At 39.9% G+C, this 23,149-nt stretch carries 20 protein-coding genes; 12 read left to right on the forward strand and 8 right to left on the reverse strand.

Features of this window, described 5'->3' with window-relative positions; translation table 11 throughout:
• Positions 1 to 208: 208 nt before the first annotated feature.
• Positions 209 to 1,396: an acetyl-CoA C-acetyltransferase gene (locus F4694_RS14555; protein ID WP_179599134.1), complete on the reverse strand. Its 1,188-nt coding sequence runs from the start codon at positions 1,394 to 1,396 to the stop codon at positions 209 to 211.
• 524 nt (positions 1,397 to 1,920) lie between these two features.
• Between F4694_RS14555 and F4694_RS14560 the strand changes: the two genes are divergently transcribed.
• From F4694_RS14560 to F4694_RS14580, 4 genes are all read left to right on the forward strand, one after another.
• Positions 1,921 to 2,103, forward strand: coding sequence for a Fur-regulated basic protein FbpA (locus F4694_RS14560; RefSeq protein ID WP_179599136.1), 183 nt, complete (start codon positions 1,921 to 1,923; stop codon positions 2,101 to 2,103).
• Positions 2,104 to 2,350: 247 nt separating this feature from the next.
• Positions 2,351 to 4,561: a catalase/peroxidase HPI gene (gene katG / locus F4694_RS14565; RefSeq protein WP_179599138.1), complete on the forward strand. Its 2,211-nt coding sequence runs from the start codon at positions 2,351 to 2,353 to the stop codon at positions 4,559 to 4,561.
• Positions 4,562 to 5,028: 467 nt separating this feature from the next.
• Entirely contained in the window at positions 5,029 to 6,003 is a 975-nt protein-coding gene (locus F4694_RS14575) for a DMT family transporter (RefSeq protein WP_179599142.1), read from the forward strand.
• A gap of 488 nt (positions 6,004 to 6,491) precedes the next feature.
• Positions 6,492 to 7,934, forward strand: a complete 1,443-nt coding sequence (locus tag F4694_RS14580; RefSeq protein ID WP_179599144.1) for a glycoside hydrolase family 1 protein — start codon at positions 6,492 to 6,494, stop codon at positions 7,932 to 7,934.
• Between the two features lie 76 nt (positions 7,935 to 8,010).
• Here F4694_RS14580 and F4694_RS14585 read toward each other — a convergent pair whose 3' ends face one another.
• Positions 8,011 to 8,211: a heavy-metal-associated domain-containing protein gene (locus F4694_RS14585; RefSeq protein WP_218895688.1), complete on the reverse strand. Its 201-nt coding sequence runs from the start codon at positions 8,209 to 8,211 to the stop codon at positions 8,011 to 8,013.
• Positions 8,212 to 8,395: 184 nt separating this feature from the next.
• On the opposite strand from F4694_RS14585, the gene F4694_RS14590 reads away from it, so the two are divergent.
• Positions 8,396 to 8,737 carry a hypothetical protein gene (locus F4694_RS14590; RefSeq protein ID WP_179599148.1) on the forward strand — a complete coding sequence of 114 codons (342 nt, stop codon included), beginning with the start codon at positions 8,396 to 8,398 and terminating at the stop codon, positions 8,735 to 8,737.
• 63 nt (positions 8,738 to 8,800) lie between these two features.
• Here F4694_RS14590 and F4694_RS14595 read toward each other — a convergent pair whose 3' ends face one another.
• Both F4694_RS14595 and F4694_RS14600 read right to left on the reverse strand, forming a co-directional pair.
• Positions 8,801 to 10,108 (reverse strand): M14 family zinc carboxypeptidase, encoded by a 1,308-nt coding sequence (locus F4694_RS14595; RefSeq protein WP_179599150.1) that lies wholly within the window; start codon positions 10,106 to 10,108, stop codon positions 8,801 to 8,803.
• 223 nt (positions 10,109 to 10,331) lie between these two features.
• A complete protein-coding gene (locus tag F4694_RS14600) occupies positions 10,332 to 12,161 on the reverse strand; it encodes a helix-turn-helix domain-containing protein (protein WP_179599152.1) in 1,830 nt (609 codons plus the stop codon).
• 259 nt (positions 12,162 to 12,420) lie between these two features.
• On the opposite strand from F4694_RS14600, the gene F4694_RS14605 reads away from it, so the two are divergent.
• The 7 genes from F4694_RS14605 to F4694_RS14635 all read left to right on the forward strand — a co-directional run bounded on the left by F4694_RS14605 (position 12,421) and on the right by F4694_RS14635 (position 20,643).
• Entirely contained in the window at positions 12,421 to 13,560 is a 1,140-nt protein-coding gene (locus F4694_RS14605) for an acyl-CoA dehydrogenase (RefSeq protein WP_179599154.1), read from the forward strand.
• Positions 13,561 to 13,592: 32 nt separating this feature from the next.
• Positions 13,593 to 15,563, forward strand: coding sequence for an acetate--CoA ligase (locus tag F4694_RS14610; protein WP_179599156.1), 1,971 nt, complete (start codon positions 13,593 to 13,595; stop codon positions 15,561 to 15,563).
• Positions 15,564 to 15,732: 169 nt separating this feature from the next.
• A complete protein-coding gene (locus F4694_RS14615) occupies positions 15,733 to 17,094 on the forward strand; it encodes an acetyl-CoA carboxylase biotin carboxylase subunit (RefSeq protein ID WP_179599171.1) in 1,362 nt (453 codons plus the stop codon).
• A gap of 11 nt (positions 17,095 to 17,105) precedes the next feature.
• A complete protein-coding gene (locus tag F4694_RS14620) occupies positions 17,106 to 17,318 on the forward strand; it encodes an acetyl-CoA carboxylase biotin carboxyl carrier protein subunit (RefSeq protein ID WP_179599173.1) in 213 nt (70 codons plus the stop codon).
• A 30-nt stretch (positions 17,319 to 17,348) separates the two neighbouring features.
• Positions 17,349 to 18,275: a hydroxymethylglutaryl-CoA lyase gene (locus tag F4694_RS14625; RefSeq protein ID WP_179599175.1), complete on the forward strand. Its 927-nt coding sequence runs from the start codon at positions 17,349 to 17,351 to the stop codon at positions 18,273 to 18,275.
• Positions 18,276 to 18,289: 14 nt separating this feature from the next.
• Complete coding sequence (locus F4694_RS14630) at positions 18,290 to 19,072, forward strand: enoyl-CoA hydratase (RefSeq protein WP_179599177.1); 783 nt, start codon at positions 18,290 to 18,292, stop codon at positions 19,070 to 19,072.
• Positions 19,073 to 19,110: 38 nt separating this feature from the next.
• Positions 19,111 to 20,643 carry an acyl-CoA carboxylase subunit beta gene (locus F4694_RS14635; protein ID WP_179599719.1) on the forward strand — a complete coding sequence of 511 codons (1,533 nt, stop codon included), beginning with the start codon at positions 19,111 to 19,113 and terminating at the stop codon, positions 20,641 to 20,643.
• A gap of 112 nt (positions 20,644 to 20,755) precedes the next feature.
• Here the strand turns inward: F4694_RS14635 and F4694_RS14640 are convergent, their stop codons facing one another.
• From F4694_RS14640 to F4694_RS14655, 4 genes are all read right to left on the reverse strand, one after another.
• Positions 20,756 to 20,995 (reverse strand): hypothetical protein, encoded by a 240-nt coding sequence (locus tag F4694_RS14640; RefSeq protein WP_179599179.1) that lies wholly within the window; start codon positions 20,993 to 20,995, stop codon positions 20,756 to 20,758.
• Positions 20,996 to 21,022: 27 nt separating this feature from the next.
• A complete protein-coding gene (locus F4694_RS14645; protein ID WP_179599181.1) occupies positions 21,023 to 21,457 on the reverse strand; it encodes a glycine/sarcosine/betaine reductase selenoprotein B family protein in 435 nt (144 codons plus the stop codon).
• Between the two features lie 35 nt (positions 21,458 to 21,492).
• Complete coding sequence (locus F4694_RS14650; RefSeq protein WP_179599183.1) at positions 21,493 to 21,993, reverse strand: peroxiredoxin; 501 nt, start codon at positions 21,991 to 21,993, stop codon at positions 21,493 to 21,495.
• 142 nt (positions 21,994 to 22,135) lie between these two features.
• Positions 22,136 to 23,038 (reverse strand): LysR family transcriptional regulator, encoded by a 903-nt coding sequence (locus tag F4694_RS14655; protein ID WP_179599185.1) that lies wholly within the window; start codon positions 23,036 to 23,038, stop codon positions 22,136 to 22,138.
• Positions 23,039 to 23,149 lie beyond the last annotated feature (111 nt).

The raw sequence follows: 23,149 nt of genomic DNA on the forward strand, positions 1-23,149 counted from the left end.
CTCCAAACGTTTGATTATTGAAATTGGATAAATGAGCTTCCCTTGTATTTTCTATCCATGAATATACAAGGGAAGTCTAAACGTTTATAAAATGCTGAATTAGTCAATTTACCTATTCTTCACAACGGAATAGTTAGATAAGGAGTTTTTCTCTGTTTTCACGTTGATTTTTTTTTCAGATCCATCAACTAGTAATCTCACTTGCAGTTTAAGCATTTTCAATGATCGTAGCTACACCTTGACCTCCGCCGACACATAACGTCGCTAAACCAAAGCGGTTTTCTCTTTTTTTCATTTCATGAATTAATGTCACTAAAATCCTTGCGCCGCTCGCACCGATCGGGTGACCTAATGCAATTGCCCCGCCATTTACATTTAGCTTTTCTTTATTGAAATGCAGTTCTCTGTCTACTGCGATCGATTGGGCAGCAAATGCTTCATTTGCTTCAATTAAATCAATGTCTTCTAGTGATAAAAAAGCGGTTTGTAAAGCTTTTTTTACTGCTGGGACGGGACCAATTCCCATAATACTTGGGTCAACACCTGCTATAGCATTTGCTTTAATCACTACCATAGGTGTAAGTTGTAATTCCTCTGCCTTTTTACGGCTCATCACAACAAAAGCGGCAGCACCATCGTTAATTCCTGAAGCATTTCCAGCGGTAACAGTCCCATTCTTATTAAATGAAGGACGAAGTTTTCCTAGACTTTCTGCTGTTGTTCCAAATCTAGGGAACTCATCCTGACTGAATAGTGTTACTTGTCCTTTTCGACCAGGTACTTCAACAGGGACAATTTCATCCATAAATCGGTGCGATTCAATTGCTGCTTGAGCCTTTTGTTGACTCCATACCGCAAACTCATCTTGCTCGTTCCGGGTAATTTCATATTTTTCTGCAAGGTTTTCGGCTGTGATTCCCATATGATAGTTATTCTCGGCACACCACAATCCGTCTTGGATCATGCTGTCCAACAATTTTTGATCTCCCATCTTAAACCCATTCCGTCCGCCTTTTACCAAATATGGTGCTTGACTCATATTTTCCATTCCGCCCGCAACGACAATCTCAGCATCTCCCGAAAGAATTGCCTGTGTTGCCAAATGGACGGCTCTCAAGCCTGATCCACAAACCATGTTAATTGTGATCGCTGGTGTTTCTTGAGGTACACCGGCAGCAAGTGAAGCTTGTCTTGCCGGATTTTGGCCAGATCCTGCTTGTAAAACATTCCCCATAATAACTTGATCAACACTATCATGTGTTATCCCAGCTTTTAGAATGGCCTCTTTTATTACTGTCGCCCCAAGCTCCTTTACGGAAACATTTTGTAGACTTCCTAGAAAACTTCCAATTGGTGTCCTAACAGCACTTACAATTACAACTTCGTTCTTAGTCATTTGAATCTCTCCTATAGTGAATTTATTATACTATGTCTGATTTCAACCATATGTTACTACATATGATGGGAAGTGAAATCATTAATTCATCGACAAATTTAGATTCTTAGTTAATGCACGAAGTACCCGAATGAAGAGGATTTTATTGGCACCAGGAAGGGAAGAGGAGCTAGAAACTGCAACTGGTCAAAGGGAATTAAAGAACGATTTTTAGAATTATAAACTAAGTAACATTTACTCTATAAAGGCTTAAAATATAGTTGAATGTTAGCAGATTTTGTAGAAAAAAATCTGAGAAAGCTATCTTGTTGAATTATTTATCTGACACTTTTTTTGAGAACCTGTTGTTTAACAGTTTGTTAATATAATAATGATATTTTTCTTTTTTTCAAAAAGATTTTGTTAATTTATTTTAATTCCTACTTTACAGGTAGGTATTGTGGGTTTATAATGAAGTTAATCAAATAAATCGTAAAAGTTGTTGTATTAGGTAAAGACTTTATGAAAATTAAGGAGTGTTTCTGATGAGAAATAATGATGAAAAAAAACGCCAAAAACTTATCAATAAATTAATTTTTTTAAACGTATATACTAAAGAAGATCAACAGCTTTATAAGTTGCCACTATCAAAATTACAATTCGAGTTTAGAAGATATAAATTACAAAACCATCCTCATGGTGAGTTTGGGTCTATCCAGTGGGTATAAAATAATTATGGTTTCGTATCATTAGACTGTAATGGTGTCTTTCACCTGCAGTCTTTTTTGTTTGATATAAATGGCATTAAATAATCTCCTAAATGTTACAAATTTGTGATTATGTTGGTTATTTTTTCAATTTTTAGTAATAGCTTAGTAGAATATAAATATAATAGTTATTATCAGCCAGTTTATTTTTCTACCACTAGAAGAATAATTATTTGTTACATAGTTTACAAAGAGAGGGGAAAAAAACATGGACGTTAAAAACAATGGGAATGCAGAAGGGTGCCCGTTCCATCACGGAGGCGCAACTAGTAAAAAATCTAGCGGTACGTCAAATCGAGACTGGTGGCCCAACCAGTTAAACTTGAATATTCTTCATCAGCATGACAGAAAAACTAACCCTATGGGAGAAGACTTTGATTATGCAGAAGAATTTAAAAAACTAGACTACTATGCTCTTAAGCAGGATCTTCAGGAACTAATGACAACCAGTCAAGATTGGTGGCCTGCTGACTATGGACATTACGGTCCATTATTTATCCGTATGTCTTGGCATGCTGCTGGTACTTATCGTACAACCGACGGCCGAGGTGGCGGTGGAGCTGGTGCACAGCGTTTTGCTCCTCTTAACAGCTGGCCTGATAACGGAAACCTTGATAAAGCTCGCAGGCTGCTATGGCCGATTAAGCAAAAGTATGGAAATAAGATTTCTTGGGCTGACTTGCTTGTTCTAGCAGGTAATGTGGCGATTGAATCCATGGGCGGTAAGACGTTTGGTTTCGGAGGTGGACGCGAAGACATTTGGCATCCAGAAGAGGAGATCTACTGGGGAACTGAAACAGATTGGCTAGGTGATAACCGTTACACAGGAGATCGTGAGCTAGAAAATCCACTTGCAGCTGTTCAGATGGGGCTTATTTATGTTAACCCTGAAGGTCCAAACGGCAAACCAGATCCTGTTGCGAGTGCACGTGATATTCGTGAAACCTTTGCACGTATGGGAATGAACGATGAAGAAACGGTGGCACTCATAGCCGGCGGTCATACTTTTGGTAAGGCACACGGTGCAGGAGATGCTGCTCATGTCGGTCCAGAACCGGAAGCTGCACCAATTGAAGCAATGGGTCTAGGCTGGTTAAGCACCCACGGCAGCGGTAAGGGTCATGACACTATCACTAGCGGTATTGAAGGTGCTTGGACCGCGAATCCAACACAGTGGGACAATGGTTATTTTGATTTATTGTTTGGCTATCAATGGTGGCTTACAAAGAGTCCTGCAGGTGCCTTCCAGTGGCTGGCTGTAAATCCGGATGAGAAGGATCTCGCACCGGATGCAGAAGATCCATCAGTAAAAGTTCCAACTATGATGACCACGGCCGATATGGCATTGCGTTATGATCCAGAATATGAAAAGATATCTCGTCGTTTCCATCAGAATCCCGAAGAATTTGCTGAAGTTTTTGCCCGTGCATGGTTCAAACTTCTTCACCGTGACATGGGACCTAAAGCAAGATATCTAGGTCCAGAGGTTCCTAAAGAAGATCTTATCTGGCAAGATCCTGTACCAGCTGTTGATTATGAATTAACTGAGGCAGAAGTAGCAGAGCTAAAAGCAAAGATCCTTAACTCAGGACTTACAGTTAGCGAACTAGTAACAACTGCTTGGGCTTCAGCAAGTACCTTCCGTGGCTCAGATATGCGTGGCGGCGCGAATGGTGCCCGCATCCGTCTTGCTCCACAAAAGGATTGGGAAGTGAATCAGCCGGAGCAGCTAGCAAAAGTCCTTGATGTACTCGAAGACCTACAAGGTAAATTAAATAAGCAAGTTAGCCTTGCCGATTTAATTGTACTAGGTGGAAGTGCTGCGGTAGAAAAAGCTGCACGTGATGCAGGCTTTGATGTAACCGTTCCATTTGCTTCTGGACGAGGAGACGCCACTCAAGAGCAAACAGATATTGAAGGATTTGCAGTATTGGAGCCTATCGCAGATGGTTTCCGCAATTATCAGAAGGCACAGTATCGAGTTAGTCCAGAGGAGCTCCTAGTGGACAAGGCACAACTTCTAAACCTTACTGCACCAGAAATGACAGTACTTATTGGCGGTATGCGTGTTCTTGGGACGAACCACGGTGGAACAGAACACGGTGTATTCACTAATCGTGTAGGAACACTCACTAACGACTTCTTTGTTAACTTGCTAGACATGGGAGTTGAGTGGAAGCCTGTAGAAGAAAACGTATATGTTGGTCGTGATCGTAAAACTGGTAAAGTGGTGCGTACAGCAACAAGAGTCGACCTCGTGTTTGGTTCAAACTCTGTTCTCCGTGCCCTAGCAGAAGTTTATGCTCAGGAAGATAACAAAGAGAAGTTTGTACGTGACTTTATTGAAGCGTGGGTCAAGGTAATGAATGCAGATCGCTTTGACCTTAAGTTGAACAAAGCTCATACATTAAGCATATAACTTAGGACTGCGCAGATAAAGTATGTACCTGGTTCACTACCCGCAATTGTTAATTATTCTCGACAACATGCGGGCTGTGCCAGGTACTATTTATTTTTCGATAATTATTCATACTCCTGAGACGTTAAGGAATTGGAATCTCGAATTAAAATATTTAAACACTGTTGAACAAGGTCCGATCTTTGAAAAAATGGCAGTAAAATTAGCAAAGGTATTTTCTTTATTTGAAATGGAGGATCTTTTTCACTTAAAGGGAGCAGAAATTTATGAAGTGTTAGCCGTGAGTGAACAGTAGGGGATGGTTTATTGTTGTGCTTTTAATCCATCACATGTAGTTCGTTTTAGACCAGAGACCACTTGGTCTTTTTTTTGTGCCCCTAAATTCTAATATAATGGATTGTAATAAATACTAATATGCGATATATTGTTTTAAGAAAATTCTTGCAGCTTGGGTTGAGGTGGATTTAGTGAAATCAATCGTAATAGGGATTTGTGCAGCCTTCTTTTTTGCTTTTACATTTGTTCTTAACGCTTCCATGGAGTTGTCGGGAGGAAGTTGGATTTGGAGTGCCTCGCTGCGGTATATCTTCATGGTCCCATTTCTAATGGGTATTGTAATCATGAGGAAAAACCTGCGGCCACTATTAAAAGAAATGAGAGAAAATCCTGGAAAATGGCTGCTCTGGAGCTTTGTTGGTTTCGGGTTATTTTATGCCCCATTATGTTTTGCCTCTGCATACTCACCGGGCTGGCTGATTGCGGGAACATGGCAAATTACGATTATTTCGGGCGCACTGTTGGCTCCGTTATTTTATGAGACAATCCATACAAAGAATGGGCCACTACAGGTACGAGGGAAAGTACCCTTTAGAGGTCTAATTATGTCAATGATTATTCTGCTAGGTATAGTCCTCATGCAAATGGAACACGCAAAGCAACTTTCTTTTGAGAATGTATTATTAGGAGTGGTCCCTATTCTAATCGCCTCATTTGCCTATCCTCTAGGAAATCGCAAAATGATGGATGTATGTGAAGGGCGTTTAGATGCTTATCAACGGGTGTTAGGAATGACTTTAGCAAGCCTTCCATTCTGGTTATTACTTTCTTTCTATGGCTTGTTTACGGTTGGTTTACCTAGTGGTGGGCAAAGTTTTCAATCCTTATTGGTGGCACTTTCTTCAGGCATTATTGCTACTGTCTTATTTTTTATGGCTACAGATATGGTAAGAGGGAATATGCAAAAGTTAGCAGCTGTTGAAGCAACGCAATCAATGGAAGTGGTTTTTGCATTAGTTGGGGAAATACTCTTTTTATCAATACCTCTACCAACTCCATTATCATGGGTAGGTATTTTAATCGTCATCTCTGGTATGATTCTGCATAGTTATGTTTCAAATAAAAAAGTGGAAAGTTATTTAAATCAGTCAGTAAACATAAATTAAAGTATAGTAAAAGGTTCCGTTTTCGGTTGCTGTCTTATTAAAAGACACAAGAATTGACGTATGAATTGGCATACGTCTTTTTTATGTTGAGGGATCACGTTAAGCTGCCGAGCAGAGCTGGTAAATAGACGGAAGAATTCCGCTTAAAAAGTAAATACTTTTAAAAACAGCTTAATAGACGGAGAGATTCCGTCTATTGACTTGAAAACCGTGAAAAGGGGGGATTTTACTTTGATTAAGCGGAAAACCTCCGCTTATTAACCCCGAATCGAGCTCCATTCTGAATTTAACCGGAAAATCTCCGCCTATTATACACTTTTGCTGGTTGTAAATCCGCACTTACAAGCAACAACCTCGGGTTTGAGTATTTTACAACTTTATCATAAATAAGGAAAAACAGCGCAAGTTAAAAAGTGGGTAATTGTGGTTTATTTAAACTTCCCGAAAAGGATACTTTACTACAGTAAATCGATTGGAGGATTAGTGGATTGACTTCTAAACTAAAAAAATTTCCAGATGGTTTTTTATGGGGCGGTGCAACGGCAGCAAACCAGATAGAAGGTGGATTTAAAGAAGGGAATAAGGGATTAAATATTGCCGATGTTCTACCAGGAGGAAAAGAGCGCCTTAACATTTTAATGTCTGCTGGTTTTAACTTTGAAATCAATCACGAGAAATATGCGTATCCAAATCATGAAGCTATAGATTTTTATCATCGTTACAAAGAAGATATCGCCCTATTTGCCGAAATGGGTTTTAAAGTGTTTCGGATGTCCATAGCTTGGACAAGAATTTTCCCGAATGGTGATGAGCCCGAACCAAATGAGGAGGGCTTGGCATTTTACGACCAGGTTTTTGATGAATTATTGAAGCATGGGATTGAACCTGTAGTTACGATTTCTCACTATGAAATGCCGTTGCACTTAGTAAAAGAATATGGGGGCTGGAGAAATCGCCAGGTTGTTACCTTCTTTGAGAAATATGCAAATGTCATTCTTAAACGTTATAAAGATAAAGTTAAATACTGGATGACCTTCAATGAAATTAATGGTGCCTTGAAGATGCCAATTATGAGTATGGGCTTTTCTCCTCAGAATGAAGAAAATCGTTACCAGGAGACATTCCAGGCCTTTCATCATCAATTTGTTGCTAGTGGGATAGCTGTAAGAGCCTGTAAGCAAATTAATCCTGGTGCAAAAATTGGCTGCATGATTCTTTTTGCACCTGTTTATTCTTATGATTGCAATCCGAAAAACGTTATGTATGCCTTAAAAGAAGAGGAATTGTTTAACTATTTCTGTGCTGATGTCCATGTGCGCGGCGAATATCCAGCTTTCATTAAGCGCTTCTTTAAAGAGAAAAATATCGAACTGGAAATTCATGATGGTGATTTGGATGTAATAAAAGAAGGAACAGTTGATTATATTGGATTGAGTTATTATATGTCCCGTACAGATAAAAAGGAAAAGTCTGACGAGGAAAAGGCACAAGGAAATATTGTTGGCGGAGTGAAAAACCCATTCCTTAAGGCTAGTGACTGGGGCTGGGAGATTGATCCTGCTGGTTTGCGGATCAGCTTAAACAAGCTTTATGGAAGATATCAGATACCGCTATTTGTCGTTGAAAATGGCTTAGGGGCGTATGATCAAATGGAGGAGGACGGCTCCATCAATGATGACTACCGAATTGATTACCTCCGTGAACATGTGCGGGCAATGGGGGAGGCAATCGAAGATGGTGTGGAACTCATGGGTTATACTGCCTGGGGTTGTATAGACTTAGTGAGTATGTCTACTGGAGAAATGTCCAAGCGCTATGGATTTATCTACGTCGACAAGAACGATGATGGCAGTGGAACACTGGAAAGAAACCGAAAAGAATCATTCCATTGGTATAAAAAAGTGATTGAAAGTAATGGTGAGGTTCTATAAGAATATAGGAGTTGTTATAACAGGCAAAACCGTTTACTTATAATGTGACGGTTTTGCCTTTTTAAGAATAAACCATCTATTCTAGTAGGTGTAATCCATGCTCTTGGATCCTATTGATAATTTTCTCCTGAGCAACCTGATTTTCATTGTAAGTTATTTTCACCTCACCATCCTCTGTATCAACCAAGGCTCTTTCGACTCCATCCATTTGCATAAGGACCGTTTCTAATGTTTGAATGGGTAGCATACTTGTTGCTTCTTTAATAAAAAGAGTCATATCTGCCACTTAAGATCTTCCTTCCTGTATTGATTTTTTTCAACCTTAGTATCATTCCCTATTACTATTCACTTGCATACGAGAGAGTTTTAATTCAAATTAAAAGGGGACGTTTCGCTTGAATGTTCTTAATTAAGAACATATAATAATAATGAATTGTTAAATAATGGAGGTGATTGTATTCATGAAACGGCAGGAAGTTGTTATTTTTGCTCGTACATATGATTCCAAGAATGATGAGGGAAAAGTTGTTCAAGTTGGAGAAATTCATATTCTATGTAAAAAACAAGCTCTGTCTAACGAAGATGGTGTTTCCAACGGTCACAAAATCGCACAAATTGAAGTTCCTTTTGACCTTGCTCAAAAGATTATTGGGCAAGTACCAGCAGTCTGTGAAATCGAATATGAGATTACTGTTGTAAATAGTGGGCTCATACTTCTCCCAAGAAATGTTCAAGTGATTAAAGAGATAGAAAGTTTAAATATATTAGAGGAAACGGATTATATTAGCACATTTGGAAGGTAATGTAAGGGAAAAAGGCTGACCCAATGGGTCAGCCTCAGACTATATTCTTATTATCAAAATCTATTAATCCCTAGTTGATGGGTCTTCAATTCTGTTCGTTGATTCTGGAATCGCATCATAAATTGCTGTATCCACATCATGAATGGATCCGTCCGCAAGCCCTTTGAATACCTCAAATAATGGAACTTTAACTGTTTCCTTCAGCATGCCTGCCTGTTTTTGCCCAAGTGTCTGGCTTTGTCCTTTAATTTCAATCAGCATGATGGCTGCATCATTTAAAGCAAACGCTCCAAGTGCTGTACCTGGAAGGTTAACGTCAGGATATTTTTGCACTGCGCCATAATGTGAGTTTCCTCTTTGAAGAGCAAGATTGGCTAGTGCATTAACCTGTTTGCCAAGCTTTAATACCTCTTGGTCCACTTCATATTGTTTACCTGAGAAAGGATCGGTGTATGGATCGGCTACAACTGCTGCCACTTGGACTGGAACGGATCTGTTGTCCTCATCAGAAAGTGTATTAAATCCACGGTGGTGTACATCAACAAAAACATCCGGTTTAAATTCTTGAAAAACCTTTGTCACCGTACGTGCTTCGGCTGTTACATAGAAACCACCATAATTGCTGTTATTTGTTGCTTTGTTATTTAAAAATGCTGCAACTTTATTTTTGTCTTCTTTTTCTACCCTAAAATCCAAATTCGGATTGTAGTCTCTGTTCTGGTCGTAACCAGGGATTCCATACACCACACGGCCTTCATTTGCTTGACCTCTTTCACTGCCATCTGCGTTATAGTACCAAGGCGCTACAGTACCTGTAGGCAGGGCTATATTTTCTGGAAGCCAGGTCTGGTGTGTATAACGAGTAGGGTACCATTTTCCTTCAATTGTATTATCTGAGCCTTCTGGATTAATTCTAGGCATAATCCAAATCGAAACTTTATCTAATATTTCATCAATTTCCTGTCCGCCGCTTGATAGCTTTTGAATAATATCAATGGCAGCTTCTGTTCCAATTTGTTCGTTTCCATGGATTTGTGTTGTGATTAAGATTCTTTTTTTGTTTGGATCCGCATCACCGAATTTAACAACATACAGGGGATCTCCTTTATCTGCTTCGGTTTTATAACCATCTAATGTATGGTTAGAATATCCGACAACTTCTAACTTCATTTTCCCTTTAGAAGAGGCCTCTAGTTTCTGCAGCGTATTGGTTAGTTCCTCATTGGACATGTAGCTTGATAAAGAGATATTTTGTTCTCCCTCAATATAGGGTCCGTTTGGATTTGATTGAGGTCCAGCAAAGGCGGTGCTTGAAAGTGTCATGGTTAATGCCATGGCGGCTGGGATAACAGCCTTTGAAAACTTTTTCATAGAATTTTCCCCCTAATATGTAATAGCTGCCATTTTATTATTTCGGATGTAGAAATAAATGGTAGTTATTTAGTATATTACCAAGGAAAGACTATTGATTACACTGAAAAATCACTATATTTAGAAAAATGAATCAATAGAACTTGTCTATCATGTTATTTCGGACCATTTTACCTAAATTTACCTTTTAGACAGATGGGCTTTTAATCCTGATTCTAGTAATTTAACTTTTGTTTTTCTGTAAAGGATCTTTATCTTTTATAAACTGATAAATATTGATGGCTAAATGAATATTAAATAAGGAATGACTATCATTCAAATTCGTTACTAGAATCTCCTCAATGCGCTTTAAACGATAGTTTAGAGTATTAGTATGAATATGCAAACAATCTACCGTTTTCCGGATGTTTTGATTCTGGTCTAAATAAACTACAAGCGTGCTTAACAATTCTCCTTTTCTAGTTTGTTCGTATTGAATAAGAGGACCTAATACTTCTTGGATAAAATCGATCAATTCTTCCTTTGAATTTTGTAAAATAAACCTCTGGACCCCAAGATCTGTATAACTTATGACTCTATCTTCAAAAGAATAGTTTTTGAGGAATTTTATGCATTTGGTTGCTTCTACAAATGACTCATGGATAAGAGTAAGCCCTTGCTTCATTCTTCCAATACCTATGGATGTGTCTATCTCACTATATTTATGATTAATCTCCAGCTGTAACTTTTTTGAGAGTTCCTTTATTTCAGCAACAATATTGCTAGACGAAACTTTTGAATGCAAGGAAATAAGAGCAACAATTTGATTTTTATCCCTTACCGCGGTTACTTGAAGGTTCCTCCCAAGTAAAGTCCTATTGGTCATATGAAGTAAATTTCTGATAACGGGATCTCCAAAAACTTTTTCCTCATTAGACTTATCCTTAAAATTAATAATAATCGCCACGTAGTTCCAGTTAGGATCAAAATTTAAGTTTTTTGCTTTCTGAATCAGCAGCTCATCAATCTGTCCTGAAAAAAGCCTGGTCACGAATTCACCTCTTAAACGCTGCTGTGTATCAAATACGGCTTGCTCTTTTACAAGTTCAAGGGAAATGACAGTACAAGCATGTTCAAGAGCGGCGATATCCACATTACTAACTTTTTGATGAGAAAGGATGATTAGACCACCAAGAGACTTTTGCTTAGATCCAAGCGGTAAAACAACTAATTGATATGTTTCGTCTATTAATGTTATCTCGGAAACAGTATGTGAGTTTTCTAGTGTTAGGATAATTTGTTTTGCATACGCTTTCATATATTCGGTCATTTCAACAGAAAATGAGGAATGACATGCGGAAGCCCTTAGCTCTCCTATTTCATCAAAGAGAAACAGGTGCTGTCCAATTGTATTATGTATATAATTCAAAATGGATTGAATACCTTCTCCATTCACAACAAGATTCGCTAAGTTTCTATGTATTTCAATGGAATGGGAAAGCGTGTTAACCATTTTTTCTTTTTCAAAAAATAATTTGGATCTTTCCAAGGCCACAGCGGCTTGGTGACCAATCGCTTCTAATAAATGAATATCCTCTTGTTTAAACTGCAAAGACTGTTCAAACGAGTCTAATGTAATGACCCCAATACATTTACCCTTTTGCAATATAGGAGATGAAATGACAGAGGTAAAGTGGAAATTACTCGGAATCGCCTGATCTAATAAATCTCTATTATATGGGGTTAATGTAGACAGTGCCTGTTTAACTTCCCCCTCATCCCAAAAAATGAGACATTTTTTTGCTGCAAAAGCCATCCCTGTCATGGATTCACCGCTAACAAGTTTAATTTGCCTAAAAATATGTGGATAGAATAATCCTTGCGCTGATTTCGCAATCAGTCGATTCTGGTTTTTGTCAAAAATCCATATCGAGCCGCCCCCAGCAGCTTCAACCACGGATATTGTTTCACTCATGATGGATTCAAAAATGGTATTAATATCTAATTTTGAATTTATAACGTTGGACACATGGATTAGGGACTTTAGCTGCCGATGAGTTAATGTATCTTGCATCGTTCATCACTCTTCCTCTATAAAGTTGAATTCTATTACATTTCGGTCCATTTCATGTTTTTTGTGTAAAAGTCACAAATTTATTACAACTATATTCATGAAAACGTACATAGCATAATAATGCTAATCGTTATATTCTGATTATAAGAAAATTTAGACAGTATTGAAAGGGGGGCTGTACATAGAATAGTGAGTTTATAAGTTTGTTTTTATATTTTTTTACTAAAAACAATCAGGAATTGAAAGGAGCTGTAGATAAATGAATTTTGATTTAACGAAAGAACAAGAGATGATTCGCGATTTAATTCGAGATTTCGCCGATGCAGAGGTTGCTCCCGGGGCAGATGAACGTGATCGAACAGGGGCTTTCCCTAAGGAGATCTTTTCAAAATTATCGGAGCTAGGGATCATGGGTCTCCCATTCCCTGAGCAATATGGGGGCGGAGAGGCAGATACAACTAGCTTTGCAATCGTCGTTGAAGAACTTAGCCGCGTGTGTGCATCCACAGGTATTACATATTCAGCACATATTTCATTAGGCGGGGCGCCGCTAAATTTATTCGGAACCCACGAGCAAAAGGAAAAATACTTAACACCTATTTGTACTGGAGAATCCTTCGGAGCATTTGGATTGACGGAACCTAATGCAGGCTCCGATGCAGGGGGAACGCAAACAACAGCAGTTCTTGATGGAGATGAGTGGGTCATTAACGGCTCTAAATGTTTCATCACAAACGCAAGCTACGCTAAGCATCTGGCAGTAACGGCGGTAACAGACCGCTCAAAAGGGATTAACGGTATCACCGCATTTATCGTTCCTACGAATGCTCCAGGATTCAATGTAATTGACAACTACGAAAAAATGGGTCTGCATGCTTCGAATACGACAGAACTAATCATGGAAAATGTAAGAGTTCCAAAGGAAAATTTGCTAGGTACAATTGGAAACGGTTACAAACAATTTTTAGCTACTCTTGATGGTGGAAGGATTGGAATTGGCGCCATGGCGGTAGGTATTGCTCAAGGTGCGTATGAAAAATCTCTTCAATATGCAAAAGAGAGAAAACAGTTCGGAAAAAGTTTATCCAACTTCCAGACTATCCAATTTAAGCTTGCTGACATGGCAATGAATATTGAATTAGCACGGAATATGGTTTTCAAAGCAGCCTGGTTAAAGGATCAAGGACGAGTATTTAAAAAGGAAGCCGCATTTGCAAAGTTATTTGCTTCGGAAATCTGCATGCGTGCATGTGACCAAGCGGTTCAAATTCATGGCGGATATGGATATATGAAGGAATATCAAGTTGAGCGATTCTTCCGTGATGCGAAACTCTTGGAAATTGGTGAAGGCACATCTGAAGTTCAACGAATGGTCATTGCTAAACAAATTGGATGTTAAATAATAAATATCATTGTTAAAGGAGCCCTGACATGGATATCAGTGGAATTTTACAAGTCGTTTCAAATAGTAAACTCATTTATCCAGCAGAAGAAAAAGTGCGTTCAACCTCCATTGGAAGTACCGAAGCTTTTCAAGAACTTCTTAAACAATCCCAAGACGATCCTGCGGCATTCTGGGATCAAACAGCCCGCGAACTTGTTTGGTATGAACCATGGAAAGAAACCATTAGTGGAGAACTTCCTGATTTTCGCTTTTTTACCGGCGGCATTAGTAATCCGAGTGTAAATTTACTTGATCGGCATATCGAAAATGGTGCTGGAAACCGAACTGCTCTTATTTGGGAGGGTGAGAACGGGGACAGCAAATTTTACACGTATAATATGCTTCTTGCAGAAGTAAATCGATTTGCGAATGTTCTTAAATCATTTGGGGTAAAAAAAGGTGATTGTGTCGCTATTTTTCTTCCAAATCTAGCGGAAGCCATTATTTCTGTTTTGGCTTGTTTTCGAATTGGCGCTATATACAATACGATTTTCTCAGGTTATTCCGAAAAATCCTTGACGGACCGATTAATCAATTTTGAACCGAAAGTATTAATTACGGCGGACGCAACAAAGCGTCGGGGTAACTTGATTCCTTTGAAAGAAAAAGTCGATCATGTTGTCCCATCTATTCCTTCTATTGAAGCGGTCATTGTCGTAGATAGATTAGGATTAGAGGTTCAAATGAAAGAAGGCCGAGATTACTGGTGGCATGAACAGACAAAAGCTGCAAGCATTGTTTGTGAACCTGAGAGATTAGAAGCGAATGAGAGTGGTATTGTATTCTATACAAGTGGTACTACCGGTAAACCAAAAGGTGTTGTGCATTCCGGCATGGCTTTTGTCATTCAGAACTACATATATGCCAAGTATCATATGGATCACCGTCATGACGATGTGTTCTGGTGTACCGCGGATATCGGCTGGTTAACCATGCATATTTGGGGAATTACAGGGGCATTAGCAAATGGTGTAACCACCGTTGTCTATGAAGGGTCTGTTGATTATCCAACAAAGGACCGTTTTTATCAAATTATTGAAAAATACAGGGTGAATAAACTGTTTACTGCTCCAACCGCTTTAAGAATGTTAAAAAGTATGGGAGATAAGGTATTGGAGAAATTTAATTTATCTTGTCTCGATGTCATTTCCCTTGTTGGAGAACCATTCGATCCGGAAAGTTGGAACTGGACATATGATGTGTTAGGAAAGAGGAAAGTCTATATTAATAATACGTGGGGGCAAACTGAAACAGCGGGGTCGCCAATTGCAGGAGCTGCTTGGCTGACGCCGATGAAGCCGGGTGCTGCAGGTACTGCCTTTTTAGGTGCTGTTATGGATGTCGTTGATGAAGAAGGCAATTCAGTTCAGCCTGGAAGGTTAGGAAATCTAGTGATTCGAAAACCCTTTCCTATGCTTTGCAGGACACTTTGGAAAGAACCTGAGCGTTATTACGCATCTTATTTCAGCCAAGTGGACGTCTGTTATTATGCCAGTGACCTGGCATTAATCGATGCTGATGGTTACTTATGGGTTGTTGGCCGTTCCGATGATGCGTTTAATGTCGCAGGACATCGTCTAAGTACAATGGAGATGGAGAGCGCTGTACTAGAATGTTCAGGTGTTTCTGAAACCGCCATTATTGGAATTCCTGATGAAATTAAAGGTGAGGTTCCACTTGTATTTGTCCGTCTCGCAGATGGCTATGAGGGTACAGAAGAACTAAAACAACAAATAAATGCTCAAATCATTCAACAAATTGGTAAGATTGCAGCTCCCAAATCGATTATTTTTACAGATATGCTGCCGAAAACAGTCAGCGGGAAAATCATGCGTCGTTTATTAAAGGAAATCGTTATATCCGGAAAGGTCCAAGGTGATATTACTGGACTAGAAGATCCAGCAATGGTTGCACAAATACAAAAAATTGTTGCTGAAAGAGCGTCCGTTAAAAGGTAATATGCAGGCTGGTCATTTGTCAGGAACAGGCCCGGCAAATGACTGGTTCCATTTACAAGATTACGAGTTTAAGATCGTTGAAAAAATAAATCATTAAATTTTTACATATCTTTGTAATAAAGCTTACGAGTATTGATATTGATAGAAGCGCGAGAAAGGATGGAGAGGCATGTTCAAAAAGGTGTTAATTGCTAATCGCGGCGAAATTGCTGTTCGTGTAATCCGTACATGCAAAGCCTTAGGTATAACAACGATTGGAGTATACTCAGAAGCTGATGCGGACGCGCCACATGTGAAATTAGCGGATGAGGCCTATTTAATCGGCGGTTCCCGTGTAGCAGAAAGCTATTTAAATATTAATAAGATACTAGAGGTCGCTCGAGGAACGGGAGCGGAGGCAATCCACCCTGGATATGGCCTGCTTTCCGAAAATGCTGAATTTGCCCGCCGTTGTGAAGAAGCTGGTCTTATATTCATCGGACCCTCTCCAAAGGTTATTTCGAAAATGGGGAGTAAGATTGAATCACGCAAAGTGATGGAGGAAGCAGGTGTTCCTGTTGTACCAGGGATTACCTACCCGCTGTCAGATGCAGAGGAAGCGGTAGAAGTGGCAGATCGCATCGGTTACCCTGTGATGCTGAAAGCTTCCGCGGGAGGCGGGGGAATTGGAATGCAGGTGGTACAGAATGGTGATGAAATTCGAAAAGCTTTTGCCGGAAACCAAAAACGTGCTACTGACTTCTTTGGCGATGGGTCGATGTATATTGAAAAATTTGTTGCAAATCCAAGACATATTGAGATTCAAATTTTAGCTGACGGTTTTGGAAATACCGTTTACCTATGGGAACGTGAGTGTTCCATTCAGCGTCGTCATCAAAAAGTTGTGGAGGAAGCCCCGTCATCCTTTATAACTGAAGAAACACGTACCAAGATGGGTGAGGCTGCAGTCAAAGCGGCAAAATCTATTGGGTATAAAAATGCAGGCACGATCGAGTTTTTAGTGGATGAAGAACAAAACTTCTACTTTCTTGAAATGAATACTCGTTTACAAGTGGAGCACCCGGTTACAGAAGAAATTACAGGATTAGACTTAGTCGAGCAACAATTACAAATTGCTGCAGGTAAACCATTGAATTTTTCTCAGGGAGAGGTAAAGCGTGAGGGCCATGCCATTGAGGTTAGAATCTATGCAGAAGACCCTAAAACATTTTTTCCTTCACCCGGAAAAATAACCAAATTGGAGCTGCCGAACGGACCGGGAGTTCGGCATGAATTAGCCATTCACGGTCAGTCCGTTGTCACCCCTTTTTATGATCCAATGATTGCAAAGCTTGTTATAAAAGGCAGTACTCGTGAAGAAGCAATCAATCGCCTGCAAACTGCATTGGCAGATTATCATATTGAAGGAATTAAAACAAACATTCCTATGCTGCAAGAAGTTGTTGCGCATTCGGCATTCCATTCTGGTGATACGACAACAGACTTTGTCAGCAAGTACTTAAAAACGAATAAAACTAACAAGGTAAAATAGGAGGAAAAATCATGAGTGAAATCATTGCAAGTATGGCAGGAAGTGTATGGAAGGTTTTAGTTCAAGTTGGAGATCAAGTTGAAGAAGGTCAGGACGTTGTCATTTTGGAATCGATGAAAATGGAAATTCCAATTGAGGCTGAATTCGATGGAACGGTAAAAGAAGTAAAAGTGGCTGAGGGCGAATTTGTAAATGAAGGTGACGTCATTGTAGTTGTCGAATAATCCTTGGCAAGGTGGAAAGGAGATGGATCGATGAAGTGGCCGAAAGGTGTAACCATTAAAGAGGTTGGTCCTCGTGATGGTTTACAAAATGAAAAGACCTTTATCTCAACGGAAGATAAAATCACGTGGATTAATCAATTGTCAGAAAGTGGACTAAAACATATTGAGATTACCTCTTTTGTTAATCCGAAATGGATTCCTGCACTTTCAGATGCCACTGCGGTAGCAACTGGCATTACCAAAGTGCCTGATGTCACCTATACAGCACTCGTTCCAAACCTTTATGGTTTGGAACGTGCCTTTCAAGCGAACATCGATGAAGTAGCTGTATTTATGTCAGCTAGTGAAACTCATAATCTAAAAAATATCAATAAAAGTATTGATCAGACTTTCCCGGTATTACGAGACTTGGTCAGAGAAACCATTTCAGCAGGGAAAATCAGCAGAGGTTATGTTTCGACCGTTTTTGGCTGCCCTTATGAAGGCCATGTTGATATTGACAGTGTCATACGAGTTTCCGATAGATTATTTGAAATGGGGATTGCAGAGCTGTCTCTCGGAGATACAATCGGTGTCGCAAATCCAAAGCAAGTTCAAGAAGTTTTGGAGGTTTTATTGAAAAGATTTCCTGCAGATAAATTAGCCATGCATTTTCACGATACAAGGGGATCAGCTTTGGCCAATATCCTAGTTTCATTAGAGATGGGGATTACCATTTTTGATTCTTCTCTTGGCGGCTTAGGTGGATGCCCGTATGCGCCTGGAGCGGCCGGGAACGTAGCGACAGATGATTTACTCTATATGCTTCACGGGATGGGCATTCACACTGGAGTCGATCAGAATAAGTTACTTCATGCGTCGCAATTTATTCAGGAAAAGATCGGCAGAACTTTACCTAGTAAAAGTTTTCAAGCAGCCAGCTCTGGAATGGGCGGAAAACTTGGAAAGACCGTTTGAGGGAAGGTGAAATCTTGAGTAAAACAATATTAGTTAACAAGCTGGATAACGGAATTGTGATGATTACATTAAATAGGCCGGAAGCTGCAAATGCTTTATCAATAGAGATGTTAGAGGGTCTCCGTGACGCACTTCTTACATGTAAATATGATCGATCAGTCCGCTGTATCGTGATTACAGGGGCAGGGGAGAAAGCTTTTTGTGCTGGGGCTGATTTAAAAGAAAGAGCTGGAATGGATGCGGTTCAGGTAAGGAAGACGGTTTCCTTGATCCGCGATAATATCAACTCTTTAGAATCATTACCCCAACCGGTCATAGCCGCTGTGAACGGTGTTGCTTTTGGCGGGGGTACTGAACTAGCGCTCGCTTGTGATATACGCATTGCCTCTGAAACTGCGAAGCTTGGTCTTACGGAAACATCATTAGGGATTATTCCTGGTGCAGGCGGAACCCAGCGGTTACCAAGATTAGTAGGAAAGGGACGTGCCAAAGAGCTGATTTTCACTGCTAGAAGAATTGATGCCGCTGAAGCCATTCAGATTGGATTAGTAGAATATACGGTCACTTCTGCCAGTTTACGAGATAAAGCATTAGAAATTGCCGGACAAATTGTTCGGAATGGCCCAATTGCCGTAGCACAGGCAAAGTTCGCAATCGATAAAGGCTATGATGTTGACCTAAACACGGGTCTTGCCATTGAGCAGAATGCCTATGAAGTGACAATCCCAACTAAAGATCGTTTTGAAGGATTACAGGCTTTTAAAGAGAAACGTACTCCAAATTATATTGGAGAATAAGAATATAGATGAATCGAGGAGGAAAAATGACTGTGGATATGAAACCTCTCCAACAAACGTTAAATGATAGAGTCGAACAAATAAAAAAGGGTGGACCTCCTAAATATCATGAGAAAAACCAAGAACAGGGAAAGTTGTTCGTCCGCGATCGTTTATCATTATTATTTGATTCTGGCCTTGAACTAGAGGATGGTCTATTTGCAAACTGTATGGCGGGAGATCTTCCTGCAGACGGAGTTGTGACAGGGATGGGCAAGATTAATGGCCAGCAGGTCTGTGTAATGGCCAACGATTCAACCATCAAAGCTGGTTCTTGGGGAGCAAGGACGGTTGAAAAAATCATTCGAATCCAAGAAACAGCTGAAAAGCTGCGAGTGCCATTATTATACTTGGTAGATTCAGCTGGAGCGCGGATAACGGATCAGGTGGAAATGTTCCCGGGGCGTCGTGGTGCAGGAAGAATTTTTTACAATCAAGTAAAGCTTTCAGGGAAAATTCCTCAGATTTGTATTCTGTTTGGACCATCTGCTGCTGGCGGAGCGTACATTCCAGCTTTTTGTGACATTGTTATTATGGTTGATAAAAATGCATCCATGTACTTGGGTTCACCAAGGATGGCTGAAATGGTTATTGGCGAAAATGTAACTTTGGAGGAAATGGGCGGCGCTCGCATGCATTGTTCAGTTTCAGGCTGCGGTGATGTTCTGGCAAAAAGTGAAGAGGAAGCTATCTCTATGGCTAGAAATTATCTATCTTATTTTCCTGCCAATTTCTCAGAGAAACCGCCAGTTCGTGAGGCAGTGGCACCTAAAGAATTGAAGAAACCATTAGAAGAGTTAATTCCGGTTAATCAGAATTCCCCTTTTAATATGATAGACTTAATCAATGGGATTATTGATGAAGGCTCCTTCTTTGAAATTAAGAAACTCTTTGCTGGCGAACTGATAACAGGACTTGCCCGTATGGATGGGAAATCTGTTGGAATCATTGCCAATCAGCCTCGAGTTAAAGGCGGGGTATTATTCCACGATTCAGCCGATAAGGCCGCAAAATTTATTAATCTTTGCGATGCCTTCCATATACCTCTATTGTTTTTAGTTGATGTGCCTGGATTTATGATTGGTACAAAGGTGGAGCGGGCAGGAATCATTCGCCATGGGGCGAAAATGATTTCTGCGATGTCTGAAGCGAGTGTTCCAAAAATCTCTGTTATCGTACGGAAAGCATATGGCGCTGGTCTTTATGCGATGGCTGGTCCTGCCTTTGAACCGGATGCCTGTCTTGCTTTACCTTCTGCATCCATTGCCGTTATGGGACCAGAAGCAGCTGTTAATGCCGTGTATGCGAATAAAATTGCTGCACTGCCAGAAGAAGAGCGTGTTGCATTTATTGAACAAAAACGCGAGGAATATAAAGAGGATATTGATATTTATAATCTGGCTTCCGAAATGGTCATTGACGGTATCATACCGGCAAACTCATTACGTAAAGAGTTAGTCAATCGTTTTGAAGCTTACTCCTCCAAATACCTCATTTTCTCAGAACGAAAACATCCTGTTTATCCGGTTTAATGATGATGACCATCATTAAAGAAAAATGATAGAAGTGGGCATCATAGAGGGTTTATAATGCCCAAAATCAGAAGAAAAAGGGACGGCAGTAAAGCCGTCCCTTTCTTAATTCTTAGTAAGATGGAAAATGTACATCATGTATATTTCCAGGCTCTTGTCTTTCATTAAGTTCTGCCAGTGCTGCCATTAGTACTTTCATTTGTGTAGCTTTATCATGAGGTTTTCCTAGGGAGTGTCCGAATTCGAACCCCACTGGATGAATAGCTCGCGGTGGCCTCATCAAACTGGATTGCTCTACATCCAACGTGATTAATACTGTTGGAATTCCCTGGGATTCAATGCCGCGCTGCACTGTAACTACAGTGCGATGACAGAGCGGTCAGCCGGCTGTTAAAAGGACAGCGTCCGCTTTGGAACGAACCACTTCTTTTACTAGCGCAGGAATGGTTTCCTTGTTAATTATATTTAATCTCATGGAATATCCCATCATGGTCATATGTTTCTCGGCCACTCCGCCTAGGTCTCCATCGTCTACCATTTCCCGCAATCGGTCAATAGGAAAAACGCAGTTGATATCTTCTTTCGGGGCATCTGTATTATAATGCTCCTTTGGAGCAGCATGAGTGACTGTTAAATCCTTTGCATCCACATCTCCCGGAATGATACGGAAAGTTGCATCTCCTACAGAGGGATCCGTGTTAAAGGCCTCTTGATCCTTTAGATGAACACCAGAAGTAGAAACAATCATAATGGTCATTTCATGCAGTGGTTTGGTACTGGGTGTATAAGGGATAGCTTTTCTTGAGAGTTCCATACACAATCTCCTATATTCTGCTAACAATATTCGATTTAGAGTTTCCGTAAAACATCAAACAACTCTTCGTTATCAGGCTGTTTATCAAGTGGATGAACATCAATCCATTGAACGATTCCATCTTTATCGATGATAAAGAGTGCGCGCTCTGATGCTCCATATGCCGGTTCGCTTTTATTTTTACGAAGGACGCCATATTTCTCCGAAACTTCTCCATGTGGATAGAAATCGGAACAAAGCGGATAAGATATTCCACCAATTGATTTTGCCCATGCATCATGACTGTGAACACTGTCGACTGAAATACCCAGGACCTGGGTATCAAAATCTTCAAAACGAGGGAGATCATCCTCGTATGAAGGCATTTGCGCACCTCAAACTGGGGTCCAATCTAGAGGATAAAAACAAAGAAATACATTTTTGGATCCGCGGAATTCACTCAACGTCACCCTGCGGCCGCCATGGGCTTCCAACGTGAAATCCGGTGCCGGATCACCAACTTTTAAGGTGCTTGTTTCGGTAGCTCCTTGTGGCATGTAATTATCTCCTTTCTAAATTAAAAATTCACGAACACTGTTTATTATTCCCATGTACATTATGGATTAACCGGAGCATAAGTAAATTGGTTGTTTTATTGCCAATTAAGCTTAGCAGAGAGTTATTTTTACTAAACATATATTATTTGTATTGGTCCAACCGGTTGAAAAATTGGATTAGAAACTGATAGAAATTCTTTTCGGAAGGTCCAATGTCCCTATGTTTGGGGATAATAATCCCAACTGTTCGCATGGCTTTTGGTGTTTCAATCGGTACTTTAACCGTGAACCTGGGAACAGAGTCATAAAAAGTACTCTCAGGTAAAAGGCTAACTCCGATTCCCGCGGAAACCAGTCCTTTAAGTGCATCCATATCTTCCCCTTCCGACACAATGTTCGGTTCAAAGCCAGCCTCATGACAGGCATCTACAGCAATTTTTCGCAGGACATATCCACCAGGAAACAAGACGAATGGATCTGTCCGCAAGTCACTTAAATTCAAACTTCTTTTATCAGCCAATGGGTGACGCTCAGGAATCAATGCCACGATGTTTTCCATAAATAAAATTTTTGCCTCGAGATCAGGTTCCTTCATAGGAACAGGGCCGAGAAAGGCCAAATCGATTTCACCTTTTTTAACCGCATCAATTAAGTAGGCATAGGAGCCATGCCGCAAATGGAAATTAACATTAGGCGCCACTTCCTTATAAGCCGAAATAAGATTTGGTAGCCAATAAATGGAGAGACTTGAAGGATATCCAATATGCAGGGTTCCTCCTAGTGGGTTAAGATATTCTTCTACTTTTTCCTTTCCTTCATCTAATATTTTTAAAGCATTAATCGCAAATTGCAGAAATATTTTGCCAATCGGTGTAATCTTAATGTTCCTGCCCACTCTTTCTAATAACTTAACCCCTAGCTCCTCTTCTAGTTTGGTAATTTGATAGCTAACGGCTGATTGTGCCACGTTAAGATGATCAGCTGCCTCTGTAACATGCTGCCGTTCCGCCACTTCGATTAAATAACGTAATTGACGAAGCTCCATTGTTATTCCTTCTTTCATTTATATAAGAATTAGATTGGTTTGATATAAATTATATATTGTTTGTATAAATTAGAAAACCTAGAATAGTGGATATAAATATTTCGACAATTA

Origin of the sequence: Neobacillus driksii (assembly GCF_013409995.1) — a bacterium.
Taxonomy (GTDB): domain Bacteria; phylum Bacillota; class Bacilli; order Bacillales; family Cytobacillaceae; genus Neobacillus; species Neobacillus driksii.

What these genes read in the sequence shown, in the direction of transcription:
- F4694_RS14555 (WP_179599134.1), bottom strand. Translation starts at nt 1,396, where the DNA reads ATGACTAAGAACGAAGTTGTAATTGTAAGTGCTGTTAGGACACCAATT.
- F4694_RS14560 (WP_179599136.1), top strand. Translation starts at nt 1,921, where the DNA reads ATGAGAAATAATGATGAAAAAAAACGCCAAAAACTTATCAATAAATTA.
- katG (WP_179599138.1), top strand. Translation starts at nt 2,351, where the DNA reads ATGGACGTTAAAAACAATGGGAATGCAGAAGGGTGCCCGTTCCATCAC.
- F4694_RS14585 (WP_218895688.1), bottom strand. Translation starts at nt 8,211, where the DNA reads ATGACTCTTTTTATTAAAGAAGCAACAAGTATGCTACCCATTCAAACA.
- F4694_RS14590 (WP_179599148.1), top strand. Translation starts at nt 8,396, where the DNA reads ATGAAACGGCAGGAAGTTGTTATTTTTGCTCGTACATATGATTCCAAG.
- F4694_RS14595 (WP_179599150.1), bottom strand. Translation starts at nt 10,108, where the DNA reads ATGAAAAAGTTTTCAAAGGCTGTTATCCCAGCCGCCATGGCATTAACC.
- F4694_RS14600 (WP_179599152.1), bottom strand. Translation starts at nt 12,161, where the DNA reads ATGCAAGATACATTAACTCATCGGCAGCTAAAGTCCCTAATCCATGTG.
- F4694_RS14605 (WP_179599154.1), top strand. Translation starts at nt 12,421, where the DNA reads ATGAATTTTGATTTAACGAAAGAACAAGAGATGATTCGCGATTTAATT.
- F4694_RS14610 (WP_179599156.1), top strand. Translation starts at nt 13,593, where the DNA reads ATGGATATCAGTGGAATTTTACAAGTCGTTTCAAATAGTAAACTCATT.
- F4694_RS14615 (WP_179599171.1), top strand. Translation starts at nt 15,733, where the DNA reads ATGTTCAAAAAGGTGTTAATTGCTAATCGCGGCGAAATTGCTGTTCGT.
- F4694_RS14620 (WP_179599173.1), top strand. Translation starts at nt 17,106, where the DNA reads ATGAGTGAAATCATTGCAAGTATGGCAGGAAGTGTATGGAAGGTTTTA.
- F4694_RS14625 (WP_179599175.1), top strand. Translation starts at nt 17,349, where the DNA reads ATGAAGTGGCCGAAAGGTGTAACCATTAAAGAGGTTGGTCCTCGTGAT.
- F4694_RS14635 (WP_179599719.1), top strand. Translation starts at nt 19,111, where the DNA reads ATGAAACCTCTCCAACAAACGTTAAATGATAGAGTCGAACAAATAAAA.
- F4694_RS14645 (WP_179599181.1), bottom strand. Translation starts at nt 21,457, where the DNA reads ATGGAACTCTCAAGAAAAGCTATCCCTTATACACCCAGTACCAAACCA.
- F4694_RS14655 (WP_179599185.1), bottom strand. Translation starts at nt 23,038, where the DNA reads ATGGAGCTTCGTCAATTACGTTATTTAATCGAAGTGGCGGAACGGCAG.